The organism is Cellulosimicrobium sp. So1_17 (assembly GCF_055181235.1).
On sequence record NZ_CM143702.1, the window covers coordinates 3,519,275 to 3,534,410 of the forward strand.

A 15,136-nucleotide genomic window follows, 5' to 3' on the forward strand; every position below is an offset into this window, starting at 1 on the left:
CCGACGGTACCCGGGCTGCGACAATCCGAGGATGAGCACCACGACCACCGCCCCCGTGACCGATCTCGCGTCGTCCGCCCCGACCGGAGCGCTGCTCGCCGTGTGCCGCGTGCACGCACTCCTGCCGGACGCCGGCCCCATCGGTGTCACGGCGATCGACAAGAGACCCGTCGACGGGCCCGTCAAGGTGCGCCGCCTCGGGCTCTACGCCGACGTGCAGGCCGACCGCGCCGACCACGGCGGCGAGGAGCAGGCCGTGTACGCGTACGGGCAGGACGACGCCGAGTGGTGGGCCGGCGAGCTCGGGCGCGAGGTCACGCCGGGCCTGTTCGGCGAGAACCTGCGCGTGCAGGGCATCCCGGTGAGCGGCGCCGTCGTGGGCGAGCGGTGGTCCGTCGGCACGGCGCTGCTCGAGGTCACCCTCCCGCGGACGCCGTGCGCGACGTTCGCGCGCTACCTGGGCGAGGAGAGGTGGGTCAAGCGGTTCGCCGTCGCGAACCGGACGGGTGCGTACCTGCGGGTCGTGCGCACCGGCGAGCTGCGCGCAGGTGACGCCGTGACCGTCTGCTACCGGCCGGAGCACGGCGTGACGCTCCAGGACTGGTTCGGCGCGTGGACCGGCCGCGGGGCCGACCCGGAGCGTGCCGCCGACGTCGCCCGGCGCCTCCTCGCGGCCCACCTCGGCGGCGACACGACCCTCGCGGACGAGCTGCGCGAGCGTGCCGAGATCGCCGCCGGCCACGGCGTGGACGACTGAGGCGCCCGGCCGACCGCGGCTACCCTTCGTCACGTGCAGGCCACGTCACCCGCGTCCGTCGTCCGTGATCTCCGGCCGCTCCTCCGTGAGGGGGTGCGCGGGCGGCTGTCGCTGGCCGCGCAGAGGCTGTGCGCCGTCGTCGCCGGCCCGGCGGCGGTCGGCTCCGACGCGTGGTGGGACGAGGTCGCCCGGATCGGCACGCCGCTGCGCATCCCCGGCCCGGGGACGACCGACCTCACGCTCTTCCTCCACCGGGACGCTCACGCCGCCGCCGTGTACGTCGACGTCCAGCCGTTCGCCGACCGCTCGCACCTCGCCGACGGTCTCATGGAGCGCGTGCCCGGGACCGACGTGTGGTGGGCGGCGTTCGCGACCGGTCCGCAGTGGGTCTCCGGGTACGGCTTCCTCCCGCTCGACGAGGAGCCGGTCGCCCCGGGCGGCAGGGACGACGCGGATACGCGCGCCTGGTGGCTCGACCTCCTGGGGCGATCCGTCCACGACGTGCTCAACCCGTCGCCGTCGTACCGGGGTCTGCGCGGCGAGGCCCGCTCGGTCGCCCGCGGCCCGCGCGCGCCCCGCCCGCTCGCACTGCCCGACGGCGCGCCGCGCGGCGTCCTCGAACGGCGCACCTGGCAGCGGCCCGGCGCGGGCGCCTACCCCGTGTGGACGTACGTGCCGCCGGGCTCGGGCCACGCGCCGGCCGGGTTCCCGGTGGCAGGCCGGCGCGAGCTGCCGCTCGTCGTGCTGCACGACGGCCAGGTCTGGGCCGAGCAGCTCGACGCCCGCTCGCTGTTCGACGCCCTCGTCGCGCACCGCACGGTGACGCCGTTCGTCGCCGTGCTCGTGGGTTCCCTGACCCGGGCCGAGCGCGGACGGGACCTGCCCGGCAGCACGGCGTACTACGACGACCTCGCCGACCACCTGCTGCCCGAGGTCACGCGGGACCTCGCCGACCGCGGGGTCCGCGTCACGCGCGACCCCGCCCTGACCGTCGTGGCCGGGCAGAGCCTCGGCGGTCTCGCGGCGCTCCAGGAGGTGCGGCACCGTCCGGACCGGTTCGGGAACGCCCTCGCGCAGTCCGGATCGCTGTGGTGGCCCGACCTCGACGACGCGTCGGCGCGCGACGTCGCCGGCTGGCTCCGGACCGCGGGCCCGCGCACGGGCCGCACGGTGCTGCAGGTCGGGGCCCACGAGGGGACGGTCACGGACGCGAACCGCGAGGTGCGGGACCTGCTGCGCGGCCGGCGCGAGCACGTGGTCCTCACCGAGGTCGACGGCGGCCACGACTGGGCGTGGTGGCACGCGTGCCTCGGCACCGGGCTGGTGGAGGTCCTCGGCCCGCCGAAGGGGACGGGATGGTCGCGCTGAGCGTCAGCCGTGCTCGGGGCGCGGGACGGTCGCGCTGAGCCTCAGCCGTGCTCGGCGCGCGGGATGCGCGGCGCGCGAGGGCCCCGAGGGCCGCGCGGCGGCTCGTTCGGCGGCCACTCGCCGTCGTCGGAGCCGTCGTCGGCGCTGAAGAGGAGGTCGTGCAGGCGCACCTGGACGGTCTCGACGTCGGGGACGTCGTGCAGCTCGAGGCCCGGCTTGTCGGTGGCGTCGGAGATGACGAGCGTCCCGCACCCGAAGAGCCGGTCGATCGGGCCCTTCTCGTAGTTGACGTCGTTGATGCGGTAGAGCGGGATGTCGCGGCCGGTGCGCGTGATGATGCCCGTGCGCAGCGAGATGCGCTTGTTCGTCACCGTGTACTCCGTGGTGCGCCAGCGCAGCCACGGCACGAAGACCCAGATCACGGCCGCGACGAGCGCGACGCCGGCGATCACCCAGCGCACGACCGGGTCCGGGACGAGGACGACCGCGACGACGACCGCCGCGACGAGGAGGGCCAGCAGCGCGAGGGGCCAGAACAGCGCCTTCGCGTGCTCCTTGAGCTCCATGACGACGTGCTCACCCTCGGTGAGGTGCTTCTCGCTCAGTCCCATGGGGAGCATGGTGCCACCTCGTGACGCGCCGGCCCAGGGCGTCCCACACCTGTGGACCGCGCCGCGAGGTCAGCCGTTCGCGGGCAGGTTCCAGCCCTCGATCGTGCGCAGACCGTGGCCGTACCCGAGCAGGCAGATCGTGGCCGTGCCGAGCTCCAGGCGTGCGCCCAGCCCGGGGTCGACGCCGAGCCACACGGTCGCGAGGACGCGCAGCACGTGCCCGTGGGCGAACAGCACGACGTCGTCGCCGTCGCGCAGCGTCGGCTCCACCCGGGCGAGGACCCGGGCGCAGCGCGCGGCCACGTCGTCGAGCGCCTCGCCACGGTGACCGTCGGGCGAGGAGAGCACGTTGACCCCGTCGCGGAACACGAGCCACTCGCGTCCGAGCTCGGCGGAGATCTCGCGCGTCGTGCGGCCCTCCACCGGCCCGTAGTCCCACTCGACGAGGTCGTCGTCCGTCGGCACGTCGGCGAACCCCGCGAGGTCGGCCGTCCGTCGCGCCCGCTGCCGGGGGCTCGCGAGCACGACGGCGGGGCGTCGCCCGCGCTCGTCGGCCCACCGCTGCAGCCACACGCCCGCTGCGACGGCCTGCTGCTCGCCCGCGACGGTGAGCGGGATGTCGCTGCGGCCGGTGTGCCTGCCCGTCGCGCTCCACTCGGTCTCCCCGTGCCGGACGAGCACGAGCTGGGGGTCGGGTGCGGTGTCGTTCGCAGTCACGGGGGGCCTTCCTGCTCGGGGTCCGAGGGTCTCGGGCCTCCCAGCAGGATCCCCCGCGGTCCCCGTGGGCGCGCGGCGGGCAGCGCGGAGGGACGGTCCGGCGTCAGTCCGGGACGCCGTCGACCCCGTTGACCGCGAGGAAGACGACGAGCGCGGCGAGGAGCACGACGGCGATCCCGGTCGCGACGAGCAGGACGGTGCGAGGGCGGACGCGCAAGGCTGGGCTCCGGTCGGTGTCGTTGTCGGTGTCTGTGTCCGTGTGTGTCTGGCGGGCCGGTGTGGGCGGCTCGTCCTAGTGTCGCGCAGGTCGAGCAGCTCCACGGTGAGGAGAAGGACGATGGCGCGCGAAGGCGGCGGCACGGACGGCATTGACGGTACTGACGGCACGGACGGCGCTCGGGCCACGGATCAGGACGAGCACACGTACGGCAGCCCGGAGTTCGACTGGTCGGTCCTGGAGGTCCCGACCGCGGCAGCCGTCGTGCGGGGCCAGCTCGGGTTCTCCTGGCTCGTCCTCGCGGAGCGCCTCGCGACCGTGACGCAGGCCGAGCTCGAGTGGGAGCCGGGACCGGACGCGCTGCGGGTCGTGCGGCGCGGGGAGGAGCGCGCGCCCCGGACGCTCGGGCCGGGGGAGTGGGTCATGGAGTGGCCGGCAGGTCCGGAGTCGGCGCAGCCCCGCACGATCGCGTGGCTCGTCGCGCACCTCACGGAGGCGTTCTTCGAACGCTGGGAGTGGACGTTCGGCGACCACGAGCGACGGCGCGACGCGGTGCCGTTCTCGGGCGAGGTGGGTCCTGCCGTCGACGGGCTGCGCCGCGGGGTGGACCGCTGGCGCGAGGGCGTCGAGGCGCTGCCCGACGACGAGATGTTCACGGTCGGCCTGAGCCAGGCCACCCCGATCGACGCGCAGTCCCCGTTCGCCCACCTCGTCGCGCACATGAACCGCGAGCTGATCCACCACGGCGCGGAGATCATGGTGCTGCAGGACCTGTACCGGGCGTCGCACGTCACAGCGGCGCCGGGGAATCGGTGAGCCTCCTGGACAGTTGAACCGTCACATGACGCAGAACCCCTCGACGGTGAAGATCGACATCTGGTCCGACGTGGCGTGCCCGTGGTGCTACGTGGGCAAGCGACGTCTCGAGACGGCGCTCGGGCGCCTCGAGGAGAGCGGCTTCGCGCCGCAGGTCGAGATCGAGTACCACTCGTTCGAGCTGTCTCCCGACACCCCCGTCGACTTCGACGGCACGGAGGTCGACTTCCTCGCCGGGCACAAGGGGATGCCGCGCGAGCAGGTCGAGCAGATGCTCGGTCAGATGACGCAGCTCGCCGCCGCCGAGGGCCTCGCGTACGACTTCGACGCCGTGCAGCACACGAAGACGCTGGCCGCCCACGAGCTGCTGCACCACGCGAAGGCGCACGGCAAGCAGGTCGAGATGAAGGAGCGCCTGCTCAGGGCCTACTTCGAGGAGGGACAGCATGTGGGCCGTCCCGAGATCCTGGCCGACCTCGCCGCCGAGGTGGGTCTCGACCGCGACGAGACCGTCGCCGCGCTCGAGGACGGCCGGTACGCCGACGACGTGCAGGCGGACATCGAGCAGGCCCGCGCCTACGGCATCAACGGCGTCCCGTTCTTCGTCGTCGACGGGCGGTACGGAGTCTCAGGCGCACAGGACCCGGCAGTGTTCGTCCAGGTGCTCGAGCAGGCGGCGGCGGAGGGTGCCGCAGCCTGACAGGCCTGCGACCAGGGCGACGCACGTCACAGGCGGTGCGGTGGAACCGAGACGCGGTATCACCGACACTGGACAGAAGCCCGCACCGCCGCCGGCACCGACTCCCACGTGCACCGGAGCCCGTGAATCCCACGAGGAGGATCTCCCGATGACCGACACCACGCTCTTCCACTCCATCGCCAACCCGCGCCGCACGACCCTCATGACCGTGTCCGCCGCGGAGGCCGCGGCGCCCCACCACGAGGACGCCCAGACGTTCACGATGGTCGGCTCCGACGACGCCGGCGCGTGCGTCGACGGGGTGTGCGCGCTGCCCGAGTGACGGGTGGGGCGGCCGGTCAGTTCTGCCGGTGGTCCTGGATCGAGAGCTTCGGTCCGCGGCGCGGAGGTCGCGCGCGCCCGGAGATCTCGAGCAGCCGCACGACGCGGTAGCGGTGCGGCGCGTAGGGGGCGAGGAGCTCGAGCATGCGGTCGTCGTCGACGCGCTCGCCGACGAGCGCCCACCCCACCGCCTTCGACAGGTGGTAGTCCCCGACCGACACCGAGTCGGCGTCGCCGAGCGCGCGCTGCGCGACCTCGGCCGCCGTCCAGACACCGACTCCCGGGACGAGCCGTAGCCGTGCGTGCGCTGCGGGCGCCCCGTCGGCGTCGAGCACGTCGGCGCACTCCTCGAGCCGTCGCGCGACCTGCGCCGCCGCGCGCACGGTCCGCGCGCGTCCCGGGTCCACCCCGGCCCGGTGCCATTCCCAGCTCGGGATGCCCACCCAGGTGGCGGCGTCGGGCACGACGAGCATCCCCACCCCGCCCGCGGGACCGGGGGCGGGCTCGCCGTACCGGCGCACCAGCGAGATCCAGGAGCGCCACGCGACGACGGTCTGCACGCGCTGCTCGAGGATCGCGGGCACGAGCGCCTCCAGGACGCGTCCGGTCCGGGGCACGCGCAGACCGGCCGCCCGACGGTGGACGTCGCGGAGCGAGGGCGGCGGGACGAACCCGGACGCGTCGTCGTGCTCGCCCAGGAGGGCCGGGAGCCCGTCGAGCGCCTCCTCGGCGCCCGGGCCCCACGCGTGGCAGACGACGTCGCGCGGCCCCGCCTGGACGAGGCAGCACGTGACGGGTCCGGACGCGAGACGGCTCGTCCGCCAGACCTCGCCGGACGGCGACACGCGGACGGTCGGGTCGTAGGGTCCGCGCCGGAGCCGGGCGAGCGTGAGGTGGAGGTCGAGCGGCCGGTCGGAGGTGAGGCGTCGGGCGCGGGGCTCGTCTGCCGCGAGCACGGGATCGGCCACCGGTTCCGGCCGAGAACGGTCGACAGGCCCGTGCTCGGCGGGCTCCAGGCCCGTGCTCGGCGCGACGGTCACCGTTCCATGGTCGCACCCGCCCCCGACGCCCGAGCACGACGCTGCTCGCTGCCGAGCACGACATGGAGGTCGTTCTCGCCGGGATGGCGACCCTCAGGTCGTTCTCGGCGGGGCGGAAGATCAGTCGAAGAGCGTGTCCATGCCCCAGTCGGGGGCCGCCGCACCCGCCTTGGTCGTGGCCGTCGTGGCCGTCGTGGCCGTCGTGGCCGTCGTGGCCGTCGTGGCCGTCGTGGCCGTCGTGGCCGCCGCGGCCGTCGCGGCGGACGACGGCGCGGCTCGCCCGGGAGCGGCGGTGGGGTCGCCGAGCTCGGGGACGAGGGTCCCGTCGAGGTCGCCGCGACCGGCGGCCCAGTCCTGGGCGGCGAGGCCGGCGAGCTGGTCCGCGCGCTCGTTGAACGGGTCGCCCACGTGGCCGCGGACCCAGCGGAAGCGCACCGGCCCGGCACGCTCCGTGATCGCCCGGTCGATGGCCTGCACGAGCTCGAGGTTCTTCACCGGCTGACCGCCGGCGGTCCGCCAGCCCTTGCGCTTCCACGCGACGACCCACTCCGACGCGCACTTGATCGCGTACTGGGAGTCGGACTCGATGAGCAGCGGCTCGGCACCCGGGTGCGAGCGGACGGCTTGGAGGAGGGCCGTGAGCTCGGCGACCTGGTTGGTCCCGCTCACGGCACCGCCGGAGTCGAACGACCCGTCGTGGTTGATCCACGCCCAACCGATCGCCCCGCCGGGGTTGACCAGGCACGAGCCGTCGGTGCTGACAGTGATCACTGCGCTCCTCGATCCACTGTGCTCCTCGATCACGGACGTCCCCGTCCGCGGGCTGCGGCGCGGGGAGGCGAATGCGTCGGGGCACATTGTCTCCCGTCCGGGGACGACGTCGTGCACGCGTCCGGCGTCGAGGTCGACGGGCCCGACGGACCTGCCGTCCCGTACCCCGGCGCGACGTCGGGGACCCCGGTTCTCCCGCGGCACGGTCGGGGTCGCCTCAGGGGAGAACCGGGGGGATACCCCATGGTGGGAGGCCGGGCCGGTCGTCGAGGGTGGGGGCATGGTCACGTGGGTGGGGGAGCTGTGGGGACAGGTCGAGTCATGGTTGCTCGCGCTCGTCGACTCCGTGTGGGCGCTGCCGACGCTCTTCGCGACGACCGCGGCCGACGGGTTCTTCCCGCCGATCCCCGGCGAGACGGTCATCGTCATGCTCGCGGTCGGGGCGCAGTCGGGCGGCGGGGTGCCCTGGGGGCTCGTCCTGCTGGTCGCGGCGCTCGGCGCGTGGTGCGGTGACCAGCTCGCCTACGCGCTCGGTCGCGCGCTCGGGACACGGGCGCTCCCTGCCCTGCGTGGCTCCCGCGGGCAGCGCACCGTGGGCTGGGCGGCACGAGCGCTCGACCGTCGCGGCGCGTCCGTCGTCCTGGCGGCGCGGTTCGTGCCCGTCGGGCGGACGGCGGTCAACGTCACGGCCGGTGCGGTGGGCTTCTCGCGGCGGCGCTTCATGGGACTCTCGGCGGTCGCGTCCGTGGTGTGGTCCGCGTACTCCGTCGCGGTCGGCACGCTCGCGGCCGCCTGGCTCGGCGACAGCCCGCTCCTGGCCGTGGTCGTCGGTGTCGTCGGGGGAGTGCTCGTCGGCGTCGTCGTCGACGCGGTGGTTCGGGTCCGCGCTGCCCGCCGGGAACGGTCCGTACTGACGTCGGGCGTCACGAACCCGGACCCGTCGCCGGCTGATCGCGAGGCGGCTCTGGTCCCGTGCTCCGCTCCGGCGAGGTAGTACCCCGGTCTGAAGACCGCGGTACTACCTCGCGCTGAAGACCGCGGTACTACCTCGCGGACCGCGGTACTACCTCGCGGACCGGGGTGCTACCTCGCGGGAGAGGCGGTGCGGGTCAGGAGACGCCGAGCAGGTCGATGACGAAGATCAGCGTCTTGCCGGACAGGCGGTGGCCGCCGCCGGCGGGGCCGTAGGCGAGCTCCGGCGGCACGACGAGCTTGCGGCGCCCGCCCACCTTCATCCCGGGGATGCCCTGCTGCCAGCCCGCGATGAGGCTGCGCAGCGGGAAGTTGATCGACTGGCCGCGGTTCCACGACGCGTCGAACTCGTCGCCGGTCTCGTACTCGACGCCGAGGTAGTGGACGTCGACGGTCGAGCCGGGGGTGGCCTCCGGTCCGTCGCCGACGACGACGTCCTCGACGACGAGCTCGGTGGGTGCGGGCCCTTCGGGCGCGTCGATCTCGGGGCGTTCAGGCTGTGTGGTCATGCCGTCGATCCAACCACGTGCCGACGGACGGCGTCAGACGGACACCGCCGTCCCCGTCTTCGGGGAGGCGAAACACCCGGACGCGAAAGATCGCCATCATGGGAGGCATGGCCACCTCCCCCGAGCCGTCGTCCGGCGTGCCCGCAGAACCTTCCGCCGGCGTCGCCCCGAGCGCCCGCGACGTGCGCCGGTGGCGCCGGTACCTCGCCGACGAGCGTGCGGAAGCGGCGTCCTACCGTGACCTCGCGAGCCGGCGCAGCGGCGAGGAGCGCGAGATCCTCCTCGCCCTGGCCGACGCCGAGAGGCGCCACGAGCAGCACTGGCTCGACCTCCTCGGCGACGACGTCGGGCGGCCGCTGCGCGGCAACTGGCGCACCCGGAGCCTGGGCTCGCTCGCACGGCGCTTCGGTGGCGTGTTCGTCCTCGCGCTCGCGCAACGGGCCGAGTCGCGGTCGTCGTACGAGACCGACGCGGACGCGACCGCGACGATGGCCGCCGACGAGCGCATCCACGAGGAGGTCGTGCGCGGCCTCGCGACGCGCGGGCGGAACCGGATGTCGGGGACGTTCCGCGCCGCCGTGTTCGGGGCCAACGACGGGCTCGTGTCCAACCTCGCCCTGATCCTCGGCATCGGGGCGTCGGGTGCCTCGAACCAGACGGTCCTGCTCTCCGGGCTCGCCGGGCTCCTCGCCGGGGCGCTGTCGATGGGCGCGGGCGAGTACGTGTCGGTGCGGTCGCAGCGCGAGCTCCTCGACGCGTCGACGCCGAGCCCGCACGCGTCGGCCGCGCTGCCCGACCTCGACGTCGACGCGAACGAGCTCGCGCTGGTCTACCGAGCGCGCGGCATGACCGCGGGCGAGGCCGAGGCGCACGCGTCCGAGGTGCTCTCGACCTACACGGCGCAGACGGAGATCGCGCCCGCCCCCTCGGTCGACGAGCACGAGACCCACGGCACGGCGATCGGCGCGGCCGTGTCGTCGTTCCTCTTCTTCGCGTCGGGTGCGCTCATCCCGGTCCTGCCCTACCTGCTGGGCCTGACGGGAGCGGCGGCCGTGGCGGTCGCCGGCGGTCTCGTCGGGATCGCGCTCCTCGCGACCGGTGCGACGGTCGGCCTCCTGTCCGGCACGTCGCCCGTGACGCGCGGGCTCCGGCAGGTCGCCATCGGGTTCGGCGCTGCGCTCGCCACGTACCTGCTCGGTCGGGTGTTCGGGGCAACGGTCGGGTGAAATCGGGTGCGTCGGGTGGTGTGACCGGCGGCTCTCTGCCTACCGTGGCCCGGACCGGTCCTGCGACGGGCCGGCCATGGGGGATCGACACAGGGGACGGTCGTGGACGAGACGCAGGGACAGCAGCGCAGACGCTCCGGCGTCCGCCGCTGGGCGCTGCGCGGCCTGCTGACCCTCGGTGGTGCGGGCCTCGGGCTCGGCCTGGCCGTCGCGACCGCCGGTGGTGCGAGCGCCGCCGAGCGTGACCCGCTGGGCCTCGGCGCCCTCCTCGACCCCGTCACGTCGACGGTGCAGACCGTCGTCGAGCCGGTGGTCGAGCACGTGGTGGAGCCGGTCGCCGCACCGGTCGTGCAGCACGTCGTCGAGCCCGTGGTGCGCGACGTCGTGGCGCCGGTCACCGCACCCGTCGCCCCGGTGCTCGAGGCGGTCGCTCAGCCCGTGGCTCCCGTGGTGGAGCAGGTGGTGGAGCCCGTCGCCCCCGTCGTCGACGCCGTGGCCGAGCCGGTCGCTCCCGTGGTGGAGCAGGTGGTGGAGCCCGTCGCCCCGGTCGTCGAGGCGGTGACGGATCCCGTCGCTCCCGTCGTCCGCCCGGTCGTCGACGCGGTCGAGCCGGTCACCACGCCGGCCCTCGACACCGTGACCGACGTCGTCACCCCCGTGGTCGGTGCCGTCGCGCCGGTCCTCGACCCGGTGCTCGCGGCGAGCGCGCCGCTGGCGCCCGTGACCACGCCGGTCCTCGACCTGCTCGCGCCGGTGACCGACGAGCTCGCGCCGATCACCGACCCGGTCCTCGGCCCCATCACCGGGCCTCTCGTGCCGGTCGAACCTCTGGCGCCGCTGCTGCCTCAGGTGCCGGGACCCGGTGGCACCGGCCCCGGGACACCCGGCATGCCTGCGCCGCCGGGAGGCTCGACCTCCCACCAGCCGGGCGCCTCCGACGGCCCTGCGGCGCCGGTGACAGCCGCCGTCGCCGGACCCTTGAGCGGCGCGCCCGCGTCGTCGTCGGCCGGGGGCCGCGGGTCGGGCGCCCTCGGCGCGCCGGGTACGTCCGTGACGCAGGACGTCGCCGGCGAGGGCTTCCCGGAGGCCACGGTCGCGACGCCGGCCGGCGCGTCCGGGACCGACGGCGGGCACCACGGCCCTGCGGACGGGACCCTCGGCACCGCGCCCGCGCCGTCGGGCAGCGTGACCCCGCGCACGGCCGGCGGCGGCGCCGACGCGGCGCTCGGCGCCCACGCGGCCCTGGCGGCCCCCGACACCTGGACCGTCGTCGTCGACGACGCGCGGTCCGCGCACCCGTCGACCTTCTTCGAGGTCCCGGTCTCTCCTGCCTGAGGCGGTCGCGCCGTGCCCCGAGCACGGCACGCGACCCGGCGCACCGAGCGCCACCACCTCAGACCAGGAAAGAGCACATCATGCACATCTTCGTCAGGCGTGCGCTGCGCACAGCGCTCGTCACAGGCGGCCTGCTGGCCGTCGGGGCCGGAGCGGCCCACGCTGCCGAGGGCGACCTCCTCGGCGATCTCGGGATCGACGTCTCGGTCGACGCTCCGCTGAGCGACGTCGTGGACGTCCTGCCCGACGTCTCGGTCGACGTCCCCGTGGACGTGCCGATCTCTGTGTCCGACGTCGCGGTGGGGGTGGTCGGCGACGCGAGCGTCGCCCCGGCCGAGGCCCCCGCCCCGACGCCCGAGGCGGCCCCCGCACCGGCACCCGAAGCGGCCCCCGCACCGGTGGTCGAGCCCGCGGACGTCGCCGTGGACGTGCCGGTGACCGTCCCGGTGGACGTCTCCGGCGTCGCCGTGGGCGTCCTCGGCGACGCCGCGGTGGAGCCCGCACCGGAGCCCCCGGCTTCGGCTCCCGCCCCGTCGCAGGACGCACCGGCGGAACCGGCCGCAGCAGCTCCCGACGTGGACGTCGACGTACCGGTGACCGTCCCGGTCGACGTGTCCGGTGTCGCGGTGGGTGTCCTCGGCGACGCGACCGTGACGCAGCCCACGACGGGCGGAGGAGCGAGCGCGCCCGCGTCGCCGCCCGCGCAGGGTGAGGCGGGGACCGTCGACGTCGACGCGCCGGTGACCGTGCCGGTGGACGTGTCGGGCGTCGCGGTGGGCGTCCTGGGCGACGCGGTGGTGACCTCCCCGGCGGAGGGCGCCGCGGGCGAGACCCCGGCACCCGGCGGCGCGACCACCGACGACAGCTCGTCCGACGTGGACGTCGACGCACCGGTCACGATCCCGGTGGACGTGTCCGACGTGGCGATCGGCGTGGTCGGCGACGCCGTCGTCGGATCCGGTTCCGGTTCGGGCTCGGGTCCGGGGACGGGCGGCGACGGCGCCACGGGCGACGACGGCGGTCTGCTCGACGACCTTCTCGGCGCGGGCGGCCTCGTGGACGACCTCCTCGGGAACGGTGACGGTGACGGTGTCCTCGACGGCGTCCTCGGTGACGGTGGTCTGGTCGAGGACCTGCTGGGCGACGACCTGGTCGGCGGCGGGGACACCGGCGGTCTGCTGGACGGGATCGCCGGTGACGGCGGTCTGCTGGACGGTGTCGTCGGTGACGGCGGTCTGGTCGACGGGCTGCCCGACCTCGACGTCGACCTGCCGGTGACGGTCCCGGTGGACGTCTCCTGCATCGGCGTGGGGCTCCTGGGCGACGCGAGCCTCGCCTGCCCGGCCGCCGTCGTCCCGACGGACCCGACGGACCCGACGGACCCGACGGACCCGACGGACCCCACGGACCCCACGGACCCGACGGACCCGACGGACCCGACCGACCCGGTGGACCCGACGGACCCGACCGACCCGACGACCCCGGGCGGCTCGGACGGCACGGTGATCCGGGTGCAGTACCCGACCGGCTCGGGGAGCGGTGCCGTGACGACCGGTGGGGTCGGCACGGCGGGTCCGGTGGTCGCCGCGTCGGGGCCGACGGCTCTCGCGACGACGGGCGCCGGTGACGACCTCGGCCTGCTGCTGATGGCCGGCGGGCTCACGCTCGTCGGGCTGGTCATGCGACGCCTGCGCCGCAAGCCGTGGCTCGCGGACCCCGACGCGTACGCCCCGGTGTTCACCGAGCGGGGCTGACCTCACCGATCACGGGACCGCCCGGGCCTCGCGCCCGGGCGGTCTCCGTGGCGCGGTCGCGCAGGACGTGGGCGGGGGGCGACGTGACCGCCCCGGGCGTCACCTCGGCCCGGCCTCGCCCTCACGAGGGAGGCCGGATCTCGGCGGGGCGGAGTCGCGCGATGCTCACGACCCACGCGACGAGCACGCACAGCGTGGCCGTGAGGGCGAAGTGGGCCAGACCTGCGGTGAGGGAGTCGGTCCCGGTGCTGCCGTCGATGGCATAGCCGGACAGCTCGCGGGTGGACCACAGCGGGAGGAGCCAGGCGAGGGAACCGGAAGGATCGACCAGGAGCTGGAGCGACATGATCGAGAGCAGCGCGAGCGCTCCCTCGAGCTCGCGCGTGATGACCAGGCTCACGAGCGCGCCCAGGGGCGCGGCGACGCACACCGTGGTGACCAGGAGCAGCGCGATGCCGCCCAGCCGCGGCAGGTCGGGCTGGGTGAGCGCGACGAGACCGAAGTAGACACCCGCCATGACCAGCCCGACGGCGAGCAGCGCGAGCTGTCGGCCGAAGAACAGGGCGGTGGGCCGTGCGCCCACGACGCTGAGCCGCCGGTCGAGGTGGCGCGAGCCGACGTGGCTGAACAGCGACAGCGTCGCGACCGCCCAGCCGATCCCGAGGGCGAGGAACCGGATCGCCTGCCAGTGCACGTCGAGGCGGACCAGGTAGAAGACCAGCGGGAGCAGGAGGACGAGCAGCAGCGCGACGCGTCGCCTGCTCATCTCGCGCAGGCTCGTCGTCGCGACGGTCAGCAGCATCACGTCTCCTCCACCGGGGCCAGCTCGAGCACGTGGTCGACCCGGTCGAGGTCGTGCAGGAGGTGCGTCACGACGAGGACGCCGGCACCGGCGTCCCGCCAGCGGAACAGCTGGTCCCAGAAGTCGAGGTACGAGTCCTGGTCGAACCCTTGGTATGGCTCGTCCAGCAGGATCAGGTCGGGCCGGCCGATCTCGCCGAGCACGACGTTGAGCTTCTGCTGCGTCCCACCCGACAGCTGCGCGACGACGCCGTCCGTACGCGCCCGCCACCCGAGCTGGGCGGCGAGGTGGTCGCCGAGCGCCACCGACTTCCGGGCGGTCATCCGGTGGGCTGCTCCGAAGAGCCGGAAGTGCTCCGAGGGTGTCAGCAGAGGGGCGACGCCGTTCTGCTGGGGCGCGTACCCGATCCGCTCGGTGCGCTCGACCGTCCCGGACGAGGGCCTGGTCGACCCGGCGCAGATGTTGAGCAGCGTCGACTTCCCGGAGCCGTTGGCGCCCACGACCGCGGCCACCTCGCCTGCCCGGAGGGTGAGGTCGACGTCGCGCAGGACGTGTCGCCGCCGGTAGCGCTTGGACACGCCCAGCAGCCGGAGGACGACCGGGCCGAGCACGCGCGGCAGCGGCGCCGCGGCGGCGGCGCCGGACCGTGCGGCCTGTGCCAGCGTCCCCGCGTAGGCGACGGCGGGCCCGTACATCGCGGCCGGCTCGACGTCGGCGGCCCGGGACTCGGACAGGGCGTCCGCGGCGAGCTCGTCGGCCTGGGTGACGCCGATCCCCAGGTCGGTCAGGCGACCGCGAAGCTGTCTCGCCCACTCCTCGGCCGTCGTCATGGCGTCGCGCCGTCCCGGGCGGTCGCGGTCTCCGAGGGCTTCACGACGGCGTCCACAGCGGTGCGGAACTGGCGCCACGCCACCCGGCGCTCTCGGACGGCCGCGCGGCCGTCGTCGGTGAGCTCGTAGTACTTCCGCGGTGGACCGGAGGTGGACGGCTCCTTCTCGGTGCGCACGAGGCCCTGCGTCTCCAGGCGCAGGAGCGCCGGGTACAGCGTCCCGCCCGGGACCTCGTCGAACCCGGCCTGCACGAGCCTCTCGACGAGCCCTCGTCCGTAGTCCCTGCTCTCGTCGAGCAGGGACAGGAGGCACGCGTCGAGAAGCCCGTGGAGCCACTGCTGCCGCACGGTACGAGTCACATAGGTAGATTAACTTCCTACCGGTAGTCAG

17 protein-coding genes are annotated in these 15,136 nt (G+C 74.8%); 9 read left to right on the forward strand and 8 right to left on the reverse strand.

The window, feature by feature from the left end; genetic code table 11:
- The first annotated feature begins 31 nt into the window (after nucleotides 1-31).
- Together ACZCLJ_RS15435 and fes are read left to right on the forward strand one after the other, a co-directional pair.
- The gene (locus ACZCLJ_RS15435) at nucleotides 32-757 is read left to right on the forward strand and encodes an MOSC domain-containing protein (RefSeq protein ID WP_463104378.1); all 726 of its coding nucleotides are present in this window, start codon (nucleotides 32-34) and stop codon (nucleotides 755-757) included.
- A gap of 33 nt (nucleotides 758-790) precedes the next feature.
- Nucleotides 791-2,125, forward strand: a complete 1,335-nt coding sequence (gene fes, locus ACZCLJ_RS15440) for an enterochelin esterase (protein WP_463104379.1) — start codon at nucleotides 791-793, stop codon at nucleotides 2,123-2,125.
- 41 nt (nucleotides 2,126-2,166) lie between these two features.
- On the opposite strand, the gene ACZCLJ_RS15445 is transcribed toward fes, so the two are convergent.
- The gene (locus ACZCLJ_RS15445) at nucleotides 2,167-2,736 is read right to left on the reverse strand and encodes a PH domain-containing protein (RefSeq protein WP_251149826.1); all 570 of its coding nucleotides are present in this window, start codon (nucleotides 2,734-2,736) and stop codon (nucleotides 2,167-2,169) included.
- Between the two features lie 69 nt (nucleotides 2,737-2,805).
- Nucleotides 2,806-3,453, reverse strand: coding sequence for a histidine phosphatase family protein (locus ACZCLJ_RS15450; RefSeq protein WP_463104380.1), 648 nt, complete (start codon nucleotides 3,451-3,453; stop codon nucleotides 2,806-2,808).
- Nucleotides 3,454-3,790: 337 nt separating this feature from the next.
- Here ACZCLJ_RS15450 and ACZCLJ_RS15455 point away from each other — a divergent pair, with 337 nt between their 5' ends.
- The 3 genes from ACZCLJ_RS15455 to ACZCLJ_RS15465 all read left to right on the forward strand — a co-directional run bounded on the left by ACZCLJ_RS15455 (nucleotide 3,791) and on the right by ACZCLJ_RS15465 (nucleotide 5,508).
- Nucleotides 3,791-4,486, forward strand: a complete 696-nt coding sequence (locus ACZCLJ_RS15455) for a DinB family protein (RefSeq protein WP_463104381.1) — start codon at nucleotides 3,791-3,793, stop codon at nucleotides 4,484-4,486.
- A gap of 25 nt (nucleotides 4,487-4,511) precedes the next feature.
- Nucleotides 4,512-5,186: a DsbA family oxidoreductase gene (locus tag ACZCLJ_RS15460; RefSeq protein WP_463104382.1), complete on the forward strand. Its 675-nt coding sequence runs from the start codon at nucleotides 4,512-4,514 to the stop codon at nucleotides 5,184-5,186.
- Nucleotides 5,187-5,334: 148 nt separating this feature from the next.
- Nucleotides 5,335-5,508 (forward strand): hypothetical protein, encoded by a 174-nt coding sequence (locus ACZCLJ_RS15465; protein WP_251149830.1) that lies wholly within the window; start codon nucleotides 5,335-5,337, stop codon nucleotides 5,506-5,508.
- 16 nt (nucleotides 5,509-5,524) lie between these two features.
- Here the strand turns inward: ACZCLJ_RS15465 and ACZCLJ_RS15470 are convergent, their stop codons facing one another.
- Together ACZCLJ_RS15470 and ACZCLJ_RS15475 are read right to left on the reverse strand one after the other, a co-directional pair.
- Nucleotides 5,525-6,547 carry a DNA-3-methyladenine glycosylase family protein gene (locus ACZCLJ_RS15470; RefSeq protein WP_463104383.1) on the reverse strand — a complete coding sequence of 341 codons (1,023 nt, stop codon included), beginning with the start codon at nucleotides 6,545-6,547 and terminating at the stop codon, nucleotides 5,525-5,527.
- Nucleotides 6,548-6,667: 120 nt separating this feature from the next.
- Complete coding sequence (locus ACZCLJ_RS15475) at nucleotides 6,668-7,318, reverse strand: ribonuclease H family protein (protein WP_463104384.1); 651 nt, start codon at nucleotides 7,316-7,318, stop codon at nucleotides 6,668-6,670.
- A gap of 280 nt (nucleotides 7,319-7,598) precedes the next feature.
- Between ACZCLJ_RS15475 and ACZCLJ_RS15480 the strand changes: the two genes are divergently transcribed.
- Nucleotides 7,599-8,312 carry a DedA family protein gene (locus tag ACZCLJ_RS15480; RefSeq protein WP_463104385.1) on the forward strand — a complete coding sequence of 238 codons (714 nt, stop codon included), beginning with the start codon at nucleotides 7,599-7,601 and terminating at the stop codon, nucleotides 8,310-8,312.
- A 115-nt stretch (nucleotides 8,313-8,427) separates the two neighbouring features.
- Here the strand turns inward: ACZCLJ_RS15480 and ACZCLJ_RS15485 are convergent, their stop codons facing one another.
- Nucleotides 8,428-8,799, reverse strand: coding sequence for an FKBP-type peptidyl-prolyl cis-trans isomerase (locus ACZCLJ_RS15485; protein ID WP_251149833.1), 372 nt, complete (start codon nucleotides 8,797-8,799; stop codon nucleotides 8,428-8,430).
- A gap of 107 nt (nucleotides 8,800-8,906) precedes the next feature.
- Here ACZCLJ_RS15485 and ACZCLJ_RS15490 point away from each other — a divergent pair, with 107 nt between their 5' ends.
- The 3 genes from ACZCLJ_RS15490 (at nucleotide 8,907) to ACZCLJ_RS15500 (ending at nucleotide 13,114) form a co-directional block, all read left to right on the forward strand.
- On the forward strand, nucleotides 8,907-10,025 hold the full coding sequence (locus ACZCLJ_RS15490; protein WP_463104386.1) for a VIT1/CCC1 transporter family protein: 1,119 nt from the start codon (nucleotides 8,907-8,909) through the stop codon (nucleotides 10,023-10,025).
- Nucleotides 10,026-10,127: 102 nt separating this feature from the next.
- On the forward strand, nucleotides 10,128-11,360 hold the full coding sequence (locus tag ACZCLJ_RS15495; protein WP_463104387.1) for a hypothetical protein: 1,233 nt from the start codon (nucleotides 10,128-10,130) through the stop codon (nucleotides 11,358-11,360).
- Between the two features lie 80 nt (nucleotides 11,361-11,440).
- The gene (locus ACZCLJ_RS15500; RefSeq protein ID WP_463104388.1) at nucleotides 11,441-13,114 is read left to right on the forward strand and encodes a hypothetical protein; all 1,674 of its coding nucleotides are present in this window, start codon (nucleotides 11,441-11,443) and stop codon (nucleotides 13,112-13,114) included.
- Between the two features lie 121 nt (nucleotides 13,115-13,235).
- Here the strand turns inward: ACZCLJ_RS15500 and ACZCLJ_RS15505 are convergent, their stop codons facing one another.
- From ACZCLJ_RS15505 to ACZCLJ_RS15515, 3 genes are read right to left on the reverse strand one after another with little or no spacing between them, the layout of a single operon-like run.
- The gene (locus ACZCLJ_RS15505; RefSeq protein WP_463104389.1) at nucleotides 13,236-13,916 is read right to left on the reverse strand and encodes a hypothetical protein; all 681 of its coding nucleotides are present in this window, start codon (nucleotides 13,914-13,916) and stop codon (nucleotides 13,236-13,238) included.
- A complete protein-coding gene (locus ACZCLJ_RS15510; protein ID WP_463104390.1) occupies nucleotides 13,916-14,746 on the reverse strand; it encodes an ATP-binding cassette domain-containing protein in 831 nt (276 codons plus the stop codon). Before ACZCLJ_RS15510 ends, ACZCLJ_RS15505 begins: the two co-directional genes overlap by 1 nt.
- Nucleotides 14,743-15,105 carry a PadR family transcriptional regulator gene (locus tag ACZCLJ_RS15515; protein WP_463104391.1) on the reverse strand — a complete coding sequence of 121 codons (363 nt, stop codon included), beginning with the start codon at nucleotides 15,103-15,105 and terminating at the stop codon, nucleotides 14,743-14,745. Before ACZCLJ_RS15515 ends, ACZCLJ_RS15510 begins: the two co-directional genes overlap by 4 nt.
- Nucleotides 15,106-15,136: the final 31 nt, after the last annotated feature.